Here is a 15,848-nt window from a genome sequence, read left to right as displayed (position 1 = left end):
GATTCAAAGGGCTTACTACGTGTCCTTGCGTATCCATGCGTGTCAGCGCGTGTCCCCTCGTGCTCTTGCGTGTCCTCGCGTATCCCCGCGTGCTCTTGCGTGTCCTCGCGTATCCCCGCGTGCTCTTGCGTATACGGCGGTCCGTTCATCGCGTTATCTGCGGTTGTCGCGCCTACATTCGGCGGGCGCGCCGCGGTGCGGCGGGCGTGGCGTCGTTGTAGGTGCGTGGCCGGCGCTCCGCGTCCGTGCGGCGCCCGCGCGCAGCGCGCCTCCGAGGTCGCGTGACACTCATGCTTTGTGGGGCGCGATGGGCCGTCGTATGCTTGAGGACATGGGCCGGACAGCACCTCTGGCGGATCCGACGGCGCTCGTGGGGGGCGCGCTCACCGGCGGATATCGGATCGTCCGCGTCCTCTCCGCGCAGGGCTTCGGTGTCGTGTTCGAGGCCCGCGGCCCCTCGGGGCGCCGCGTCGCGCTCAAGGTCTTGCGGCCCGAGGTCGTCACCGAGGACACGCTGTCACGGCTCACCCGCGAGGCGAGCGTCACCGCGAAGCTCGACAACGCGCATGTCGTCCCGATCGTCGATGCCGGCCACGACCTCGAGCGCGATCTCGCCTACCTCGTGATGCCGCTGCTCGACGGGACCGACGTCGCCGCCCTGCTCGCCGAGACGGGGCCGCTCGCGCCCGAGGTCGCCGTGCGGATCGCGCTCCAGGCCGCCGCGGGGCTCTCGGCGGTGCACGCCGCGGGCCTCGTCTACCGCGACGTGCGGCCGCCGCGCATCTTCCTGGAGCACCTCGCGAGCGGAGAGATCCTCGTCCGCGTCTTCGGCTTCGGGCTCTCGAAGGGCTGTGACACGGCCACCTCCGCCCCTGGCAAGGCGGCGAGGAGCACCGGTCCTCTGCGCGACGAATCGGGGCCGCGGGACCGCACCGCGGACGTGCGGGGTGACGTGTTCGGCCTGGCGGCGACGCTCTACGAGATGCTCTGCGGCGCCTCGCCGTGGGCCGAGCTCGACGTCACGGCGGACACGGCCGAGCTCGGCCCCGCGGACACGGCGGCGGACGCGCCGGCGTCGTCCCTGGCGCAGTTCCCGTCGATCCAGGATCGCGCCCCGTGGATCGGGGCGCGCCTCGCGACAGCGCTCTCGCTCGCGCTGCACAGCGACGTGGACCGGCGCTATCCGTCGATCGAGGCGTTCGCCGAGGCGCTGCGCGCCGCGTCGGGCAGCGAGGAGCGCATCACCATCGACATGCTGAGGCCGCTCGATCCCGAGCTGCGCGAGGCCATCGCCGAGCGCGCCGGCGCCGAGACCGATCCGCTGGTCGGCCGCGAGCTCGGCGGCCGGTACGCGGTGCGCCGGCTGATCGGGCGCGGCGGGATGGGCGCCGTCTACGAGGCGGAGTCGCCCGAAGGGCGGCGGGTGGCGGCCAAGGTCATCTTCAAGAGCGCCGTCGGGCAGGACGACCACGCCGTGCGCCGCTTCATCCGCGAGGCGCGCGCGGTGACCGCGATCCAGAGCCCGCACGTGGTCAAGACGTTCGAGCTGGGCACGGATCTCACGCTCGCGACGCCGTTCATCATCATGGAGCTCCTGCACGGCGTCGACCTCGCCAAGCTCCTCAGGATGCGCGGGCCGCTGGAGCCGGAGCCCGTCGTGCGCGTGTTCATCCAGGCGGCGCGCGGGCTCGCGGCGGCGCACGCCGAGGGGATCGTGCACCGCGACATCAAGCCGGCGAACCTCTTCCTGCACGCGCCGTTCGAGGGCGCGGCCCAGAGGCCGCCGACCTCGATCGCGCCGCCGTCCACCCGGCGCGGCGCGCTCGCTTCGGGGCCGCCGTCCACCCGGCGCGGCGCGCTCGCTTCGGCGCCGCCGTCCACCCAGCGCGGCGCGCTCGCTTCGGGGCCGCCGTCGGTGCGGCGCTCGTCCGGCTCGGTCCGCCCGCCGCCCTCGGGGCGGCGCCCGTCCGGCTCCATCCGCCCGCCGTCGTCGAGCGATCGCAGGATCGTGGTCAAGGTGTGCGATTTCGGCATCGCGAAGCGCACGGGGGATGGTGTCTCGCACGAGCTCACGCGCGCCGGCGGCGTGCTCGGGTCGCCCATCTACATGTCTCCCGAGCAGGCGAAGATGGCGAAGGACGTCGATCACCGCTCCGACATCTGGAGCCTCTCGGTCTCGCTCTACCAGGCGCTCTGCGGGAGCTGCCCCTGGGATCCCGACGCCTCGCTCGCCGAGCTCCTGCTCGCGATCTGCACCGAGCGCGTGCCGCCGCTCTCCGGGGCCGCGCCGTGGGTCTCCCCGGCGCTCGCGGCCGTCGTGCACCGCGGCCTCCTGCGGGATCCCGCGGAGCGCTGGCAGAGCATGGAGGAGCTGATCGCCGCGCTCGAGCCGCACGCGGACGGCACCGGCGTCGTCACGCTGGATCAGCTGCGCGGCATCGACCCCGAGCGGCGCGCCGGCGCCACCCCGATCTCCGCGCTGCGCGAGTCCAGGCTCTCGCGATCGGCCGAGGGGGAGGAGCGATCCATCGGCGGCAGCTCCTTCACCGCGGTGAAGGAGCCTTCCGGCGCGGCACGGCGGCGCTTCGTCGGGGCGGCGGTCACGGTGGTCGCCCTCGCCGCGATCGGCGGCGGTCTCGCGCTGCGCGCCTCGACGGGCAACGAGCCGCTCGCGTCGCCCGCAGCGCCGAGCGAGCCCGCGCTGCCCGTCGCGCCCGCGCCCGCGCCCGCGCCCGCACCTGCGCCTGCGTCCTTCACCGCCGTCGTGACGCTCCCGAAGGAGGCGACGGTGCGGGTCAACGGCGCGGCGCGTCCGGTGAGCGACGGCCGGCTCGACCTCACGGGCAAGGCCGGCGACACGTTCGAGATCGAGGTGACCCGCGGCGGCGCGACCACGAAGGAGACGGTGTTCCTGCTGAGCGACGGCACGATCCGCCCCGATCGCATCGATCTCCAGCCGCCCGCGCCGGCCTCTGCGTCGGTCGCGGCCTCCGAGCCTGCCCCGCGTCGTGACAGGAAGAGCCGCGCCCCGCGCGGCGCTCTTCCCGTGGCCGAGCCTGCCGCGCCCGCCGCCACGGGGGCGCCCGTGGCTCCGGTGGCTCCGACCGCGGTGGTGCCGGTCGACCGGTGGTGAGACCGATGCCGCGCGCCCGTCGCGCCCTGCGGCGCTGCCTGTCGGCGTGCGCGCTCGCCGTGGCGAGCGCGGCGCCTGCGCCTCCGGTCCGCGCGCAGCCCCCACCGGCGGCGGCTGTCCCGGGCGCGCCGCCCGAGCCGCCTGCGTCGGCGCCCGCGTCGCCCGCGTCGACGGACGAGGCGCTCGCCCGGGCCAAGGCGCTCTTTCAGGAAGGGAACGAGCTGCGCAAGATCGGCGACTTCCAGCGCGCGCTCGAGCTCTACCTGAGGTCGCGTCAGATCGTCGCGTCGGTGCCCAACACCCTCAACGCCGCGTTCTGCCTCGATCAGCTCGGGCGTTACGACGAGGCGCTCGAGCTCTACGAGGCGCTGCTCACGGAGCTCCGCGCGGAGCTCGGCGAGCCGGAGCGCCGGAGCGTCGCGTCCGCGATCGCGACGCTGCGAGCGCGGATCGGCAGCGTCGTCGTCTCGTCGAACGTCGATGGCCTGGTGCTCATCGACGGGAGGCAGCGCGGCCGGCTCCCCCTCGCCGGCCCGATCCGGCTGCTCCCCGGGGATCACACGCTCCGCGTGGTCAAGGACGGCTGGCACACGTTCGAGCGGATCGTGACCGTCGGGGTCGCCGAGACCAGGTCGGTGGACGCGAAGCTCGATCCGCTCGCCAGCACGGGCCGGCTGAAGGTCGAGGACGAGCGGCTCGTCGGCGCCGATCTCACCATCGACGGCGCGCTGATCGGCCAGCTGCCGTGGGAGGGCGCGCTCGCGCCTGGCCCGCACTTCTACTCGGTGCGCAAGGGCAATTTCGGCTCTGCGCCCCGCGAGGCGAGCGTCATCGCGGGGCAGCTCGCCGTCGCCACGGTCGAGGCGGGGCCGCTCGGCGAGGAGGTCCGCGTCGTCGCCCAGCCGCTGAGCGCGGATCTGACCATCAACGGCGTCCCGGTCGGCAAGGGGCAGTGGCGCGGGGCGCTGCCGCTCGGGCGCCACACCTTCGAGGCGCACGAGCCGGGCTACTTCGCGCGCACGCTGCGCGCGACCGTCGACAAGACGACGAGGGGCGACATCGTCCTGCCGCTCGCCATCGACGACGCGCACCCGCGCTGGGGTCGGAGGGTCGGCGTGTTCCGGCTAGAGGCGACCGGCGGCTATGCCTTCGCGTCGTCGCTCGAGAGCGACGCCGAGCGGAGCTGCGGCAGCTACAGTTGCTCGGGCGTCTCGCGCCCGTCCGGCGTCCTGGCCGGCGTGCGCGGCAGCTACGAGTTCCCGATCGGCGCCGCCATCGAGCTCACGGCCGGGTACCTGAGCCTCCACACGACGCTCGATCGCTCGCTCGACGCGACGTACGCCGCTCCGCGCGGGGGCGACGAGAGGCTCCCCATCCGCTACAGCTTCCACGACGACATCGGCATGGCCGGCGTGACGGTGATCGTCGGCGGCAGCTATCATTACGGGCTGTCGTCATGGCTCGACGTCGGCGGCGCGCTCGGGCTCGGCGTGGTGCTGGCCGAGATGAGCGACGAGGTGACCGGCACGGCGTCCGACGCGGAGAGGACCGTCAGCGTGGCCGTGCAGAACGCGGGCAGGGCCGTCCGCGCCGCCGCCCCGTTCGCGATGCCCGAGCTGAGGCTCCGGCTGAAGCTCGGGCGCTTCAGCGCCAGCGCGGGCCTCGGCGTCGGTTTCTTCCTCGTCGACGGCCCGCCGCTCGAGACGGGCAACACCTACGTGGTCGGGGCCGAGTGCGACGAGGCGCACCCCACGGTCGACTGCGCGCCGGGCAAGAAGGTCGTGTTCGAGGAGCTCGCCCACGGCACGTTCACGATGTTCTTTCCGAACGTCTCCGCGGGATACCGGTTCTGAGCGCCGCCGCGCGCGGCGCTCACCGGTTCGCCTGGTCCCTCGCGAGGCGCGCCTGCTCGCGCACGAGGTCGAAGAGGGCCGCCGCGTCGAGCAGCGACGTCGTGAGCCGGCCGAACTGGATCACGTCGCCCACCGAGACCTCCTGAGGCTCGCTCTCGGAGAGCAGCTTGCCGTTCACGCGGGTCCCGTTCTGCGAGCCGTTGTCGATGAGCACGAGCTGCCCCTGCTCATTCCGCCGGAAGTGCGCGTGCAGCTTGGACACCGAGGGGTGGCGCAGCACCACGTCGCAATTGCGCGTGCGGCCCACCGAGATCTGGTCGAGATAGGGATTGCCCTTCGCCTTGACGAGCTGGAACACCTCGCTCGCTGGGCCGGGCGGAGGCGGCGGTTTCCGGTGCGCCGCCGGCGACGCGGCGACCGTCCGGAACGCGATCTGCTGGTTGTCCGGACCAGCCTCGGACACCACGAGGAGCAGGTTCGTCACCTGGCGGACGAAGCGGTCCCGAGGCATCACACGCGCTAGCTCGATGATGTCCCCTGAGTCTTCCACGATGCGTCGAGTATAAGCCGATCCGGCGCCGCGAACCGTCCAGGGAGGCACTTTTGCCGTCGCGTCCCGCCCACGCACGGGGTCCCCGGCGCACGTGGAACCGCGATGCCGCCCGCACGTCATCGCAGCGCAGCGCGAGGCACCCCGGGCCCCCCGAGCGCATCTCGGCATGCAGCGCGCGATGCCGCGACGTCACGCGCTGCTTGTTTACCGTGTTGCAGTAATTCTCTGGCGTCGATGCGAGCTCAACGGGCAGCTTGTGCTCGAAAGCGCCGGGATCTGGCGTACCTTCCGCGCCTATGCACGCACCCGTTCGTGGACGCATCTCGGTCAACCCCCGTGGCTTCGGGTTCCTGAACATCGAGGCCTCTCCGGAGAAGGCGGGGGGGCCGGGCAGGCCGGGCTGGGCTGCCCTCGGCTCGGCGACCGCCTTCATCGCGCCGCCCGATCTGAACCCGTTCCTCGACGGCGACGTCGTCGACGCGGTGGTCGTCGAGGCGGAGCCGGGTCGCTTCAGCGCGTCGCAGCTCGCCCTCGTCCAGCGTGATCGCTCCGAGCTCTTCGGGACGGTCGTATCGCACGCGAAGCGGCCGCACCTCCGGGTCGATCGCCTCGTCTCCAACACGGACTGGCCGTTCAAGCCGGGCAGCGCCGACGACCTCCCCGAGGGCGCCGCGGTGGTCGCCACCATCGAGGGCGCGGCGGTCGTCCCGGCGCGCGTCGTCGCGTCGGGCGCCGACCTCGGCATCGAGCGGTGCCTCGCCCGCAACGGCGTGCGCGCCGTGTTCTCGGGCGAGGTCCTCGAGGCGTCGCGCGCGGCGGTGGCGGCGGTGTCGGTCGAGCGCGAGCTCGCGCGCGGCCGCCGCGACCTGCGCGACGTCATCACCGTCACGATCGACGCGCCCGTCACCACGGACATCGACGACGCCGTCTCCGTGCTGCCGGCCGGGCCCGACGGGGCGCTGCGCGTCCTCGTCTCGATCGCCGACGTGGACGCGTTCGTCCCCGAGGGCTCGCCGCTCGATCTCGAGGCCCGCGCCCGGGGCACGAGCGTCTACCTGGCTGGCCGCGTCATCCCGATGCTCCCCGACGCGATCTCCAGCGAGGCGGCGAGCCTGCTGCCGGGGGTCGATCGGCTCGCGGTCACGGTCGAGCTGCGCATCGACCCCGAGGGGGGCATCACGTCGATCGATCTGCACGAGAGCGTGATCCGCTCGCACGCCCGCCTCTCGTACGACGCCGTCGAGGAGTTCCTGACGACGGGCCGCTCCGCCGGCATCCCCGAGGCCGCCCGGCCGGTCGTGCGCTGGCTCCGCACCGCGGCCGCGCGGCTGTCGACGGTCCGCGCGGCGCGCGGCGGCGTCGAGCTCGATCGCGAGGAGGCGTACGTGACGCTGGACGCCGAGACGCGCGAGCCGACCGCCGTCTCGCCGCGCTCCGACACGGGCGCGCACCGCCTCATCGAGCGGCTGATGGTGGCGGCGAACGAGGCGGTGGCCAGCTGGCTCGTGGCGCGCGGGCTCCCCTGCGTCTTTCGTGTCCATGACGAGCCGACCGAGGAGCGCGTCCGCGCGCTCGAGCAGTTCGCGCACAACTTCGGCGTCGAGGCCGGCTTCGGCGCGCGCCTGAGCCCCCTCGGCCTCGCGGCGTTCGAGGCGCAGTACAGGGGCTCCGAGCTCGCGCCGGCCATCCGCACCGTGGTCGGCAAGGCGCTCGGCCCTGCCCGGTACACGGGCGCCGGAGGCCTGCATTTCGGCCTGGGCGCCCCGCTGTACCTGCACTTCACGTCCCCGATCCGCCGCTACGCCGACCTCGCGGTGCACCGCGTGGTCAAGCGCTATCTCCAGGGCCGCCGCGACCAGCGCGTCGAGGCCGAGGCGCTCGCGTCGCTCGCCCACCACCTGAACGCGCGCGCGCGCAGCGCCGCCAAGGCCGAGACGGAGCGGCACCGCATGCTCGTGGCGCGCCTCTTCGCCTCCCGCGTCGGCGAGGAGATCGAGGGCTACATCGTATCCATCAAGCCGTTCGGCCTCGTCGTCCAGATGGTCGAGTCCGGCGCGACGGGCACGATCGCGCTGGAGGCGCTGCCGGGCGGCCCGTATCGCATCGACGCCGCCGCCCAGGCGCTGGTCGGCGCGAGCCGTCGCTACGGCGTCGGCGAGCCGATCCGCGCCGCCATCGCGGCGACCAACGAGGAGCTCGGCCGCGTCGACCTCGTCCCTGCGGGCGCACGCGGCGCCCCGTGACCGGGGCCGCGGCTGCGGTCTACGGCGACAGGAGCACGACGAACGCGTCGGTGCCGTTCGCCTCGCGCTCGCCGAAGCCGAAGTCGATCTTCCCCTCGGCGGTGCCGGAGAGCGCGATGACCCCCGTGCTCGGCGCGATGGCCGCCGCGTTCGACTTCTGGTTGCCGGCGGCGCCGAGCACCTTCCCCCAGAGGTGGTTGCCGTCGGCGTCGAGCTTCGCCACGAAGGCGTCGAAGCCGCCGCCGCTGGGCAGCGGCCCGCCGCCGAGGTCGACCACGCCCTGGACCGAGCCGGTCACCACCACGCCGTTCTCCGCGTCCGCGACGATCGACGTGCTCTCCTGGGTGCCGTCTCCGGCGAACCACCGCGCCCACACGGGCACGCCGTCGGGGGCGATCGACGCCACGAACGCCGTCTGCACATCGTTGGCGGGGAGCGTGCCGGCCGCTCCGAAGTTGAGCGTGCCCATGTACGTCCCGGTCACGAGCACCGCGCCCGAGGGAGCGACGGCGATCCCGGTGCCTGCCTGCGACGCCGTGTCTCCATAGTCCGAGAGCCAGACGCCGTTCCCGCTGCTGTCGAGCTTCAGCACGAACAGGTTCGGCCCGAGCCCGGTGTTCTTCACCTGCCGGGGGCCGACGGTCAGGGTGCCGTTGTACCGGCCGGTGACGAGCACGCTGCCGTCGTTGCCGACGGCGACGCCGGTGGCGAACTGGTTCTTGTCGTCTCCGTAGATCCTGGTCCACAGGACGGCGCCGAGCGGATCGTACTTCCGCACGAAGACGTCGGTGCCGCCTGCGCTGGTGGCGCAGACCGGGACGGGCGGCGACGAGCAGAGCAGCGAGCCGCTGAAGTAGCCGGCGATCACGATGTTTCCGGCGGGGTCCACCGCGATCGAGCGCAGCGTCTGATCGGCCGCGTCGCCGAGCTGGCGTGCCCAGCCTTGCTCGCCCTTCTCTCCGGTCATCGTGACCACGAAGGTGTCGAGCGCGTTGACGCTGCTCAGCGTCGTGCCGCCGAACGTGAACGAGCCGTAGAACGTCCCGCCGAGCACGAGGTTGCCTTCGGGCGTCACCGCGAGCCCGTTGAGCGTCTCGGCGCCGCTGCCGCCGAACCTCGCGCTCCAGCGGTGCTGCCCGGAGGGGTCGAAGCTCGCGACGTACACGTCGGAGGTGCCGATGCTGACGAGGGCGCCCGTCTCCTTGCCGGTCAGGTTGATGGTCCCCGAGAAGGTGCCGCCGATATAGACGTTTCCCTGCGCGTCGACGCCGACGCTGGTCGCGCTCTGGGTGTTCTGATCACCGTAGACGGCGGCCCAGAGCGGCGTGCTGCAGGCGAAGCCGTCGCAGTCCTCGTCGGTGTCGTCCGTGCACGTCTCTCGTTGCGGGGTGACCTCGCCGCCGCATGGCCGCCACGACGTGCCTGAGAGATCGCACATCTGCAGCCCCACCGCGCAGAGCCCCACGCCGCTCGTCCCCTCGGGGCCGCTGTAGCACGTCTTGATCTGGCCCGGGGTACACACGCACCCTGCGTCGGGCTCGTTCGTCGCGCCGTCGCAGTCGTCGTCCACGGTGGTGCTGCAGTCCTCGGGCCTCGGGACCACGGCGCCTTCGCACTCGCCGAAGCTCTGGCCGTCTGGCTGGCACCTTCGCACGCCCGCCGCGCACACGCCGACACCCTCGGTGTCTGCCGGGCCGGGATAGCAGGGTTGCACGTCGCCGGAGCTGCAGAGCGGCGGCGCGCCTCCGCTGCCGCCTCCACCGTCGCCGCCGGCGTCGGGACGTGGGCCGATCGGCACCGGGTCCGAGCACGCTCCCGAGAGCGTGAGCGCCAGCGCAGACCCGACGAGCATCGATCGAGCGCGCGGGGTTGTCCTCGTCACCATGAGGGGGCGGAGCTCCATGTTCGGCGATCTGGCTTCAGTCCTGGCGTGATTTTCTCGTCAGCTGCTTCTTCTTGGTCAAGTCGATGATGAACGTGCTCGCGGGCGGCGCGCTCGCCGGAGCGTTCGGCGCGTCCGGGCGCATCGTCGCTGGCTCGTTCACGTTGCTCCGCGATCCTGGCTCGTTCACGTTGCTCCGCGATCCTGGCTCGTTCACGTTGCTCCGCGCTTCGTCGGTGCTCTCCGAGGACGGGGAGAGCTGGGTCGGTCCGGCGCTCGCGCTCTGGGCCGGCAGCAGATCGTGCTGGACCGCGTCGCTCTGGGGTTCGTCGCGGAGCGCCATCCAGACCGCGAGCACGCTCACGATCATGAGCGCCACGCCGCCGAGCGCGAGCGGGATCACGAGCTTCGGCGGCAGCCTCGGCTGAGCGTGGCGCGGCGCCCACGCGGCGGCCGGCTGCTCGCCGTAGGGCGCGCTGGCGCCGTGCGGCGGCGCGGGCGCGCCGTAGGCCGAGCCGGTGGCGTGCAGCGACGAGCCGGTGTTGTGGAGCGAGGCGGGCGCGCCGTGCGGTACGCCGGCGCTGTGCCGCGGGGCCGGCGCGCCGTAGGCCGGGCCGGCGTTGTGCAGGCCGGAGCCTGTGTTGTGGAGCGAGACGGGGGCGCCGTGGGGCGCGCTGGGGCCGTGCGCCGGGGCGAGCGCGCCGTAGGCCGGGCCGGCGTTGTGCAGGCCGGAGCCCGTGTTGTGGAGCGAGACGGGGGCGCCGTGGGGCGCGCTGGGGCCGTGCGCCGAGGCGGGCGCGCCGTAGGCCGGACCGGTGTTGTGCAGGCCCGAGCCTGTGTTGTGGAGCGAGACGGGCGCGCTGTGGGGCGCGCTGGCGCCCTGCCACGACGATGGGGGCGCGCCGTGCGCTCCGGCGTGGCCGGCGCCGGTGTTGTGCAGGGCCGACGGCGGTCCATTCGGAGCGCCGGGGGCGGCCTGCGCCATGCCGGGGTGGCCTCCGTGCGCCTGGGCCGCATCCATGGCGCTCCCGCGTGGAGCTCCGTGCGCCGCCATCGTGGCGGCCTCCCACGAGGACGCCCCGCTGCTGCCCGGGCCGAGCTCCGACCCGATCGCGGGCGCCGAGCCCACCTCGTTCCATCTCGCGCCCGACGGGGCCGCGGGCCGCGGCGGAGGCTCGGCCTGCGCGTCCGCCGAGGCGGCCGCCGACAGGAGCATCGGGGAGAGCGGCGGCGCGCCCGCCGACGGCACGTCGCCCGCCGCGAGGCGCGCCGACGCGTGCGGCGGCGCCGCTCCATGCAGCAGCGCGCGCACGTCGGCCTGCATCGTGCGGGCGTCCGGGTAGCGCCGGTCGCGATCGAACGCGAGCGCCCTGTCCACGACGAGGCACAGCCCGTGCGGCGTCTCCGGCGCGACGCTCGCGAGCGGCGGCGCCGCCATGGTCGCCATCTTCACGAGCAGCTCGGACTCCGTGCGCGCCTCGTGGATGCGCCGCTTCGCGATCACCCGGAACATGGTCGCGCCGACGGCGAACAGGTCCGCCCTGTGGTCGACCGAGATGCCGCGCACCTGCTCCGGGGCCATGTACGACACCGTCCCGAGCGTCGCGCCCGTGCGGGTCCGCATCGCCGTCTTCACGCCGTCGCGCATGCGCGCGATGCCGAAGTCGAGCACCTTGAGGCGCCCGGTCTTCTCGACGAAGAGGTTGTCGAGCTTGATGTCGCGGTGGATGATCCCCTGCCCGTGCGCGGCGCCGAGCACGTCGAGCAGCTCATCCATGAGCCGCAGCATCTCGCCCGGTTCGATGCTGCCGAGCCGCTGGATCCGGTCGGCGAGCGACTCGCCGTCGAGGAGCTCCATCACGAGGAACGGCGCGCCGTCCTCGGTCACGTCGATGTCGCGGATCTCGACCACGCCGGGGTGCTGGAAGCGATTGACGGCCTGCGCCTCGCGCTCGAACCGGGCGCGCAGGTCCTTCGAGCGCGCCACCTCGGGGTGGAGGATCTTGATCGCCTCGCGCCGCCCGATCTTGTGGGTCGCGGCATAGACGGCGGCCATCCCGCCGATCCCGACGAGGCGATCGATCGTCCATTTGCCCCGCAGGGTCGTTCCTACGCGCCTTTCGCAGGCCGCCCTCTCGTCGTCCATGCCCCGATCGAATGTCACAGCGTGCGGGATCGAGGTCAAGGTGAGAGCCGCGGCGGAAGCGACCTCGGCGCGCCTCTCCGCGCCGACGAGCCTACCAGCGATCCTCGCTCAATCGGGGACGGGGTGCACCCCGTCGCGCACCCAGGGATCGATGGTCCGCCGGAACGCCGCCTCGGTCCGGAGCCCCGCCAGCACGGACGCGAGCCCCCACTGCAGGCGATTCACGAACGTGAAGTCCTGCGGCATCTTCGGCACGTGGGGGATGGTGGGCATCTTCTCTCCCTCCTTGAGGGCGAGCCCCCGGATACCGCGGGTCAGGTACGCCACCGTCTCGCGCGCCTTCTCCGGGGAGCACTTCCAGGTCCCGTGCGTGCACAGCGGGACCATGAGCTCCATCGTGTAGCTCCGGTAGAGATCCCAGCTCTCGTCGGCCGGGTCGTAGCCGAGCACCTCCACGCACGCCCGGTCGAACTCCTTCCAGTCCGCGTCCATGGCGGCGCGCATGTAGCGCTTCATGCCCGCCACGAGGTCGGGCGGGAGCTGCTTCACGCAGCCGAAATCGAGGATCGTGACGCGGCCGTCCTCGTGGAAGCGGTAGTTGCCCGGGTGCGGGTCGGCGTAGAGCCAGCCGTACCGGAGCATCGAGCGGAAGGTGAAGCGCCAGATGGAGAGGCCCGCGCGGTTCTTGGCCTCCTGGCTGCCGCGCTCGCAGAACTCGGCGTAGCTCATGCCGTCGACGAACTCGAGCGTGAGGACGCGCCTCGTGGTGAGGCTGTGGTGGATGCGCGGGATAGAGACGTCCTCGTCCCCTGCGTTCATGCGGCGGAACAGGTCCGCCATCTCGGCCTCGCGCGCATAGTCGAGCTCGGACAGGAAGACCTTGCGGAGCTCGTCGACGGTCTGCCGGGCGTGCAGCTTCTTGGCGAGGGGCGCCATCATCGCCTCGAGCATCGAGACGCTCTTCAGGTCGTTCTCGATGGCCCTGTCCATGCCGGGGTACTGCACCTTCACCGCGACCCGCTCCCCCGACCTCGTCGTGGCCCGGTGCACCTGTCCGATGCTCGCCGCCGCGAACGGCTCGCGCTCCCAGGCCGCGAACACGTGCTCGGGCGGGGCGCCGAGCTCCTCGCGGATCATCTGCTCCGCGGCCTCCGGCGACAGGGGCGGCGCCTTGTCGAGCAGCTTCTTCAGCGTGGCCTGGAACTTCTCCTCGTATCCCGGCGGCGCGAGCCCGTCGATGTAGCTCGCCATCTGGCCGAACTTGAGCGGCAGGCCCTTCATCTCGCCGAGCGTCTTCAGCATCGCCTCGGCGGTCTTCTTGACCTCCTGGGCCATCCTCCGCCGCGCTTCGGCCTCCTCCTCCTCGGTCCGGGTCGCGCCGAGGACGCGCTTCGCGCCCTCGATGGCGAACGGGATCGTGCGGGGCGCGAGGCCGGCGAGGCGCGCGAGGCGCCCCAGCTTGGAGGTCGGCGGATTGTCTCGGGGTTTGTCGTCGGCCATGCGGGACTGACTCGCTAGGGTGGAAATGTCGGCGGCGGGGTCATGCGCCCGCGCGGCGCTTCGGGGCCGCGCGGATCTTCGGAACCGGCCACATGGAGACGGTGTTCCTCAGCTGCTGAGCCTGCTCGGGAGAGATATCCCCTTCCACGTGGACCCGGGCGCGCCGGTCCTCGACCACGACCCGCACCGCGCCCCGCCCGACCGGCGCCGCGCGGAGGACGTCCGTGATGTCGTCGAGCAACCGCTGCGGCATCCGGCCCCGGAGCAGCCGGACGTTGCGCCCCTCGACGCGCACGCAAAATAGCTCATTTGCGCGCAGGAGCGCCACGACGAGCGGTACGACGAGGGCGAGCAGCGCGACGGGGATCAGGAAGGACATGGGTGGCCGCCCACGACGAGAGCTCCTCCCCAGGCCCACCGCGGGCCTCGATCGTGAACCGGTGCCGGCCGTTGTCAACGAGGGAGACGCGGCCGGCTGCGCGGCTGGAGCGCGCTGCGCGGCTCGGGCGCCGGCAACCGCCGCACCGGCTGCGTGGCCGTGGCTGGAGCGCGCCGGAGCGCGCCGCGCGGCTCGGGGGCCTGGCCAGCGCGCCGCGCGGTGCCTACCTTAGGGGGCCATGACGAGCGCCGCGCCCCAGCCTGCCGCCATCGATCCACGCCTGGATCTGCACGACGAGATCAGCCGCCTGAAGCGGGAGAGGAACGCCGTCCTCCTCGCCCACTACTACCAGGACGGCGACATCCAGGATCTCGCAGACTTCCTCGGCGACTCGCTGCAGCTCGCCCAGCAGGCGAAGAAGACGACCGCGGACGTCATCCTGTTCGCCGGCGTGCATTTCATGGCCGAGACGGCGAAGATCCTGAACCCCGAGCGCATCGTCGTTGTCCCCGACCTCGCGGCCGGCTGCTCGCTCGCCGACGGCTGCCCCGTCGACCGCTTCCGCGCCTGGCGCGCCCGGTACCCCGGCGCGGCCGCGATCTCGTACATCAACTGCTCCGCCGAGGTGAAGGCCGAGAGCGACTACATCTGCACGTCGTCGAACGCGGAGAAGATCGTCCGCGCGATCCCGGAGGGGCAGGAGATCCTCTTCGCGCCCGACAAGAACCTCGGGCGCTGGCTCGTCGAGCGGACGGGCCGCCCGATGCGCCTGTGGCAGGGCAGCTGCGTCGTTCACGAGACCTTCAGCCTGCGCAAGATCGTCGCGCTGCGCGAGCGCCACCCGGACGCGAAGCTCATCGCGCACCCGGAGTGCGAGGAGCCGATCCTGCGGATGTCCGACTACATCGGCTCGACGACCGCGCTGCTCAAGTACACGACAGCGGACGACGCCCTGAAGTACATCGTCGCGACGGAGAGCGGCATCGTGCACCAGATGCGCAAGGCGTCCCCGCACAAGGAGTTCATCGAGGGGCCGCCGGAGGGCAACTGCGCTTGCAACGAGTGCCCCTTCATGCGGCTCAACACGCTCGAGAAGGTCTATCTCGCGCTGCGCGATCTCGCCCCGCGCCTCGAGATGGCGCCCGAGCTGCGCGAGCGCGCGCGCGTCCCGATCGATCGCATGCTGGCCCTCAGCTGAGCTCGCCGCGCGACGCGGCGATCACAGCACGAGGGAGAGGCCGAGCGTCTGGACGAACGAGCCCCGGGCCTGCGGCAGCGCGCCGACGTTGCGCCGCCGCCCCTGGGCGTCGATGGCCTGGCCTTCCCGGGTGGCGTCGCCGCCCCGGCCGAGCAGGAAGGCGCCCGAGGTCTCCAGCTCGATCGTGAGCCAGCGGCGGATGATGTCGAACGACACCCCGAGCCCCAGCGGGATCTCGACGTACGACGCGCCGCGCTCGCGGATCGTGAACTCCCCCCCGGGGTCGGAGACCCGCATGCGGTTGAAGTCGAACCTGTCGTAGCCGACGCCGACCGACAGCCACGAGCGGGCGCGCTCGCCGAGCGGAAGCGTGGGCGCGAGGCGCGCGCCGAGCGCGAGGGTGCGCACCGCGGGCGCGCCGTCCTCGCGCGGCTCTGCCGTGATCGGGCCGGGCTGCGCGAGCGCGCCCGCCTGGAGCGAGAGCTCGTGCTTGGCGTGCACGAAGAAGGCGGAGAAGCGCAGGTAGTCGAAGATCTGCCAGCGCGCGTGGGCCCCGACGCCGATCGCGGGCTTCAGGCGAATCCCCGTCGGCTGGCCGGCGGCGTCGCTCGAGCCGAACCGGTTGACGAGGGCGATGTCCGCGCCGACCTCGATGTGCCTGGCCCAAGGCAAGCGGGTCCGGGGGGGCGCGGGCGGCAGCGGCGGCCGCGGAGGTCCCGGTGGCTGCTCGGCGGAAGCGGCATCCTTGGAGGTCGCGGCGCTCGAGGGCTCCTCGGCGTGCGCGGTCGAGGCGCAGGCGAGCGCGACCGCGCACGCCGCCGTGCCTCGTCCGACGCGGGCGCGAGCGGTTCGCATGCCCGCCCTTGTAGCAGGCTTTTGTGTGTGGCCGAGCCGCCAGCTGCGCTCGCGCCCCCGCCGCCCGCCGCGGGGCCGCCGGGCGCGCTCCGCCGCCGCCGAGGTG

General features: G+C 73.1%; 10 protein-coding genes. 4 read left to right on the top strand and 6 right to left on the bottom strand.

The genetic code is table 11. The features are described 5' to 3' along the window. Positions 1-331 precede the first annotated feature (331 nt). Complete coding sequence (locus WMF34_RS37760) at positions 332-3,133, top strand: protein kinase domain-containing protein (RefSeq protein WP_437990825.1); 2,802 nt, start codon at positions 332-334, stop codon at positions 3,131-3,133. A gap of 5 nt (positions 3,134-3,138) precedes the next feature. After that, positions 3,139-4,986, top strand: coding sequence for a PEGA domain-containing protein (locus WMF34_RS37755; protein WP_437990824.1), 1,848 nt, complete (start codon positions 3,139-3,141; stop codon positions 4,984-4,986). A gap of 19 nt (positions 4,987-5,005) precedes the next feature. Here WMF34_RS37755 and WMF34_RS37750 read toward each other — a convergent pair whose 3' ends face one another. Then, the gene (locus WMF34_RS37750) at positions 5,006-5,536 is read right to left on the bottom strand and encodes an FHA domain-containing protein (RefSeq protein WP_231864463.1); all 531 of its coding nucleotides are present in this window, start codon (positions 5,534-5,536) and stop codon (positions 5,006-5,008) included. A gap of 299 nt (positions 5,537-5,835) precedes the next feature. Between WMF34_RS37750 and WMF34_RS37745 the strand changes: the two genes are divergently transcribed. Then, positions 5,836-7,782 carry a ribonuclease R family protein gene (locus WMF34_RS37745; protein WP_012240038.1) on the top strand — a complete coding sequence of 649 codons (1,947 nt, stop codon included), beginning with the start codon at positions 5,836-5,838 and terminating at the stop codon, positions 7,780-7,782. 19 nt (positions 7,783-7,801) lie between these two features. Here the strand turns inward: WMF34_RS37745 and WMF34_RS37740 are convergent, their stop codons facing one another. From WMF34_RS37740 to WMF34_RS37725, 4 genes are all read right to left on the bottom strand, one after another. Continuing rightward, a complete protein-coding gene (locus tag WMF34_RS37740; RefSeq protein WP_012240037.1) occupies positions 7,802-9,667 on the bottom strand; it encodes an SBBP repeat-containing protein in 1,866 nt (621 codons plus the stop codon). Between the two features lie 34 nt (positions 9,668-9,701). Continuing rightward, on the bottom strand, positions 9,702-11,810 hold the full coding sequence (locus WMF34_RS37735; protein WP_437990823.1) for a protein kinase domain-containing protein: 2,109 nt from the start codon (positions 11,808-11,810) through the stop codon (positions 9,702-9,704). A gap of 108 nt (positions 11,811-11,918) precedes the next feature. Then, positions 11,919-13,310 (bottom strand): ABC1 kinase family protein, encoded by a 1,392-nt coding sequence (locus WMF34_RS37730; protein WP_012240035.1) that lies wholly within the window; start codon positions 13,308-13,310, stop codon positions 11,919-11,921. A gap of 40 nt (positions 13,311-13,350) precedes the next feature. Further along, on the bottom strand, positions 13,351-13,689 hold the full coding sequence (locus WMF34_RS37725; RefSeq protein ID WP_044966758.1) for a DUF3634 family protein: 339 nt from the start codon (positions 13,687-13,689) through the stop codon (positions 13,351-13,353). A gap of 238 nt (positions 13,690-13,927) precedes the next feature. On the opposite strand from WMF34_RS37725, the gene nadA reads away from it, so the two are divergent. Beyond that, positions 13,928-14,887, top strand: coding sequence for a quinolinate synthase NadA (gene nadA, locus WMF34_RS37720; protein ID WP_012240033.1), 960 nt, complete (start codon positions 13,928-13,930; stop codon positions 14,885-14,887). Between the two features lie 21 nt (positions 14,888-14,908). On the opposite strand, the gene WMF34_RS37715 is transcribed toward nadA, so the two are convergent. Continuing rightward, on the bottom strand, positions 14,909-15,742 hold the full coding sequence (locus tag WMF34_RS37715) for a hypothetical protein (RefSeq protein WP_437990822.1): 834 nt from the start codon (positions 15,740-15,742) through the stop codon (positions 14,909-14,911). Positions 15,743-15,848: the final 106 nt, after the last annotated feature.

Origin of the sequence: Sorangium sp. So ce145, from assembly GCF_051525985.1 — a bacterium.
Classification (GTDB): Bacteria; Myxococcota_A; Polyangia; order Polyangiales; family Polyangiaceae; genus Sorangium; species Sorangium cellulosum_B.
Note: the sequence above shows the minus strand (reverse complement) of the source record. Positions and strands in the feature narration are given on the sequence as shown.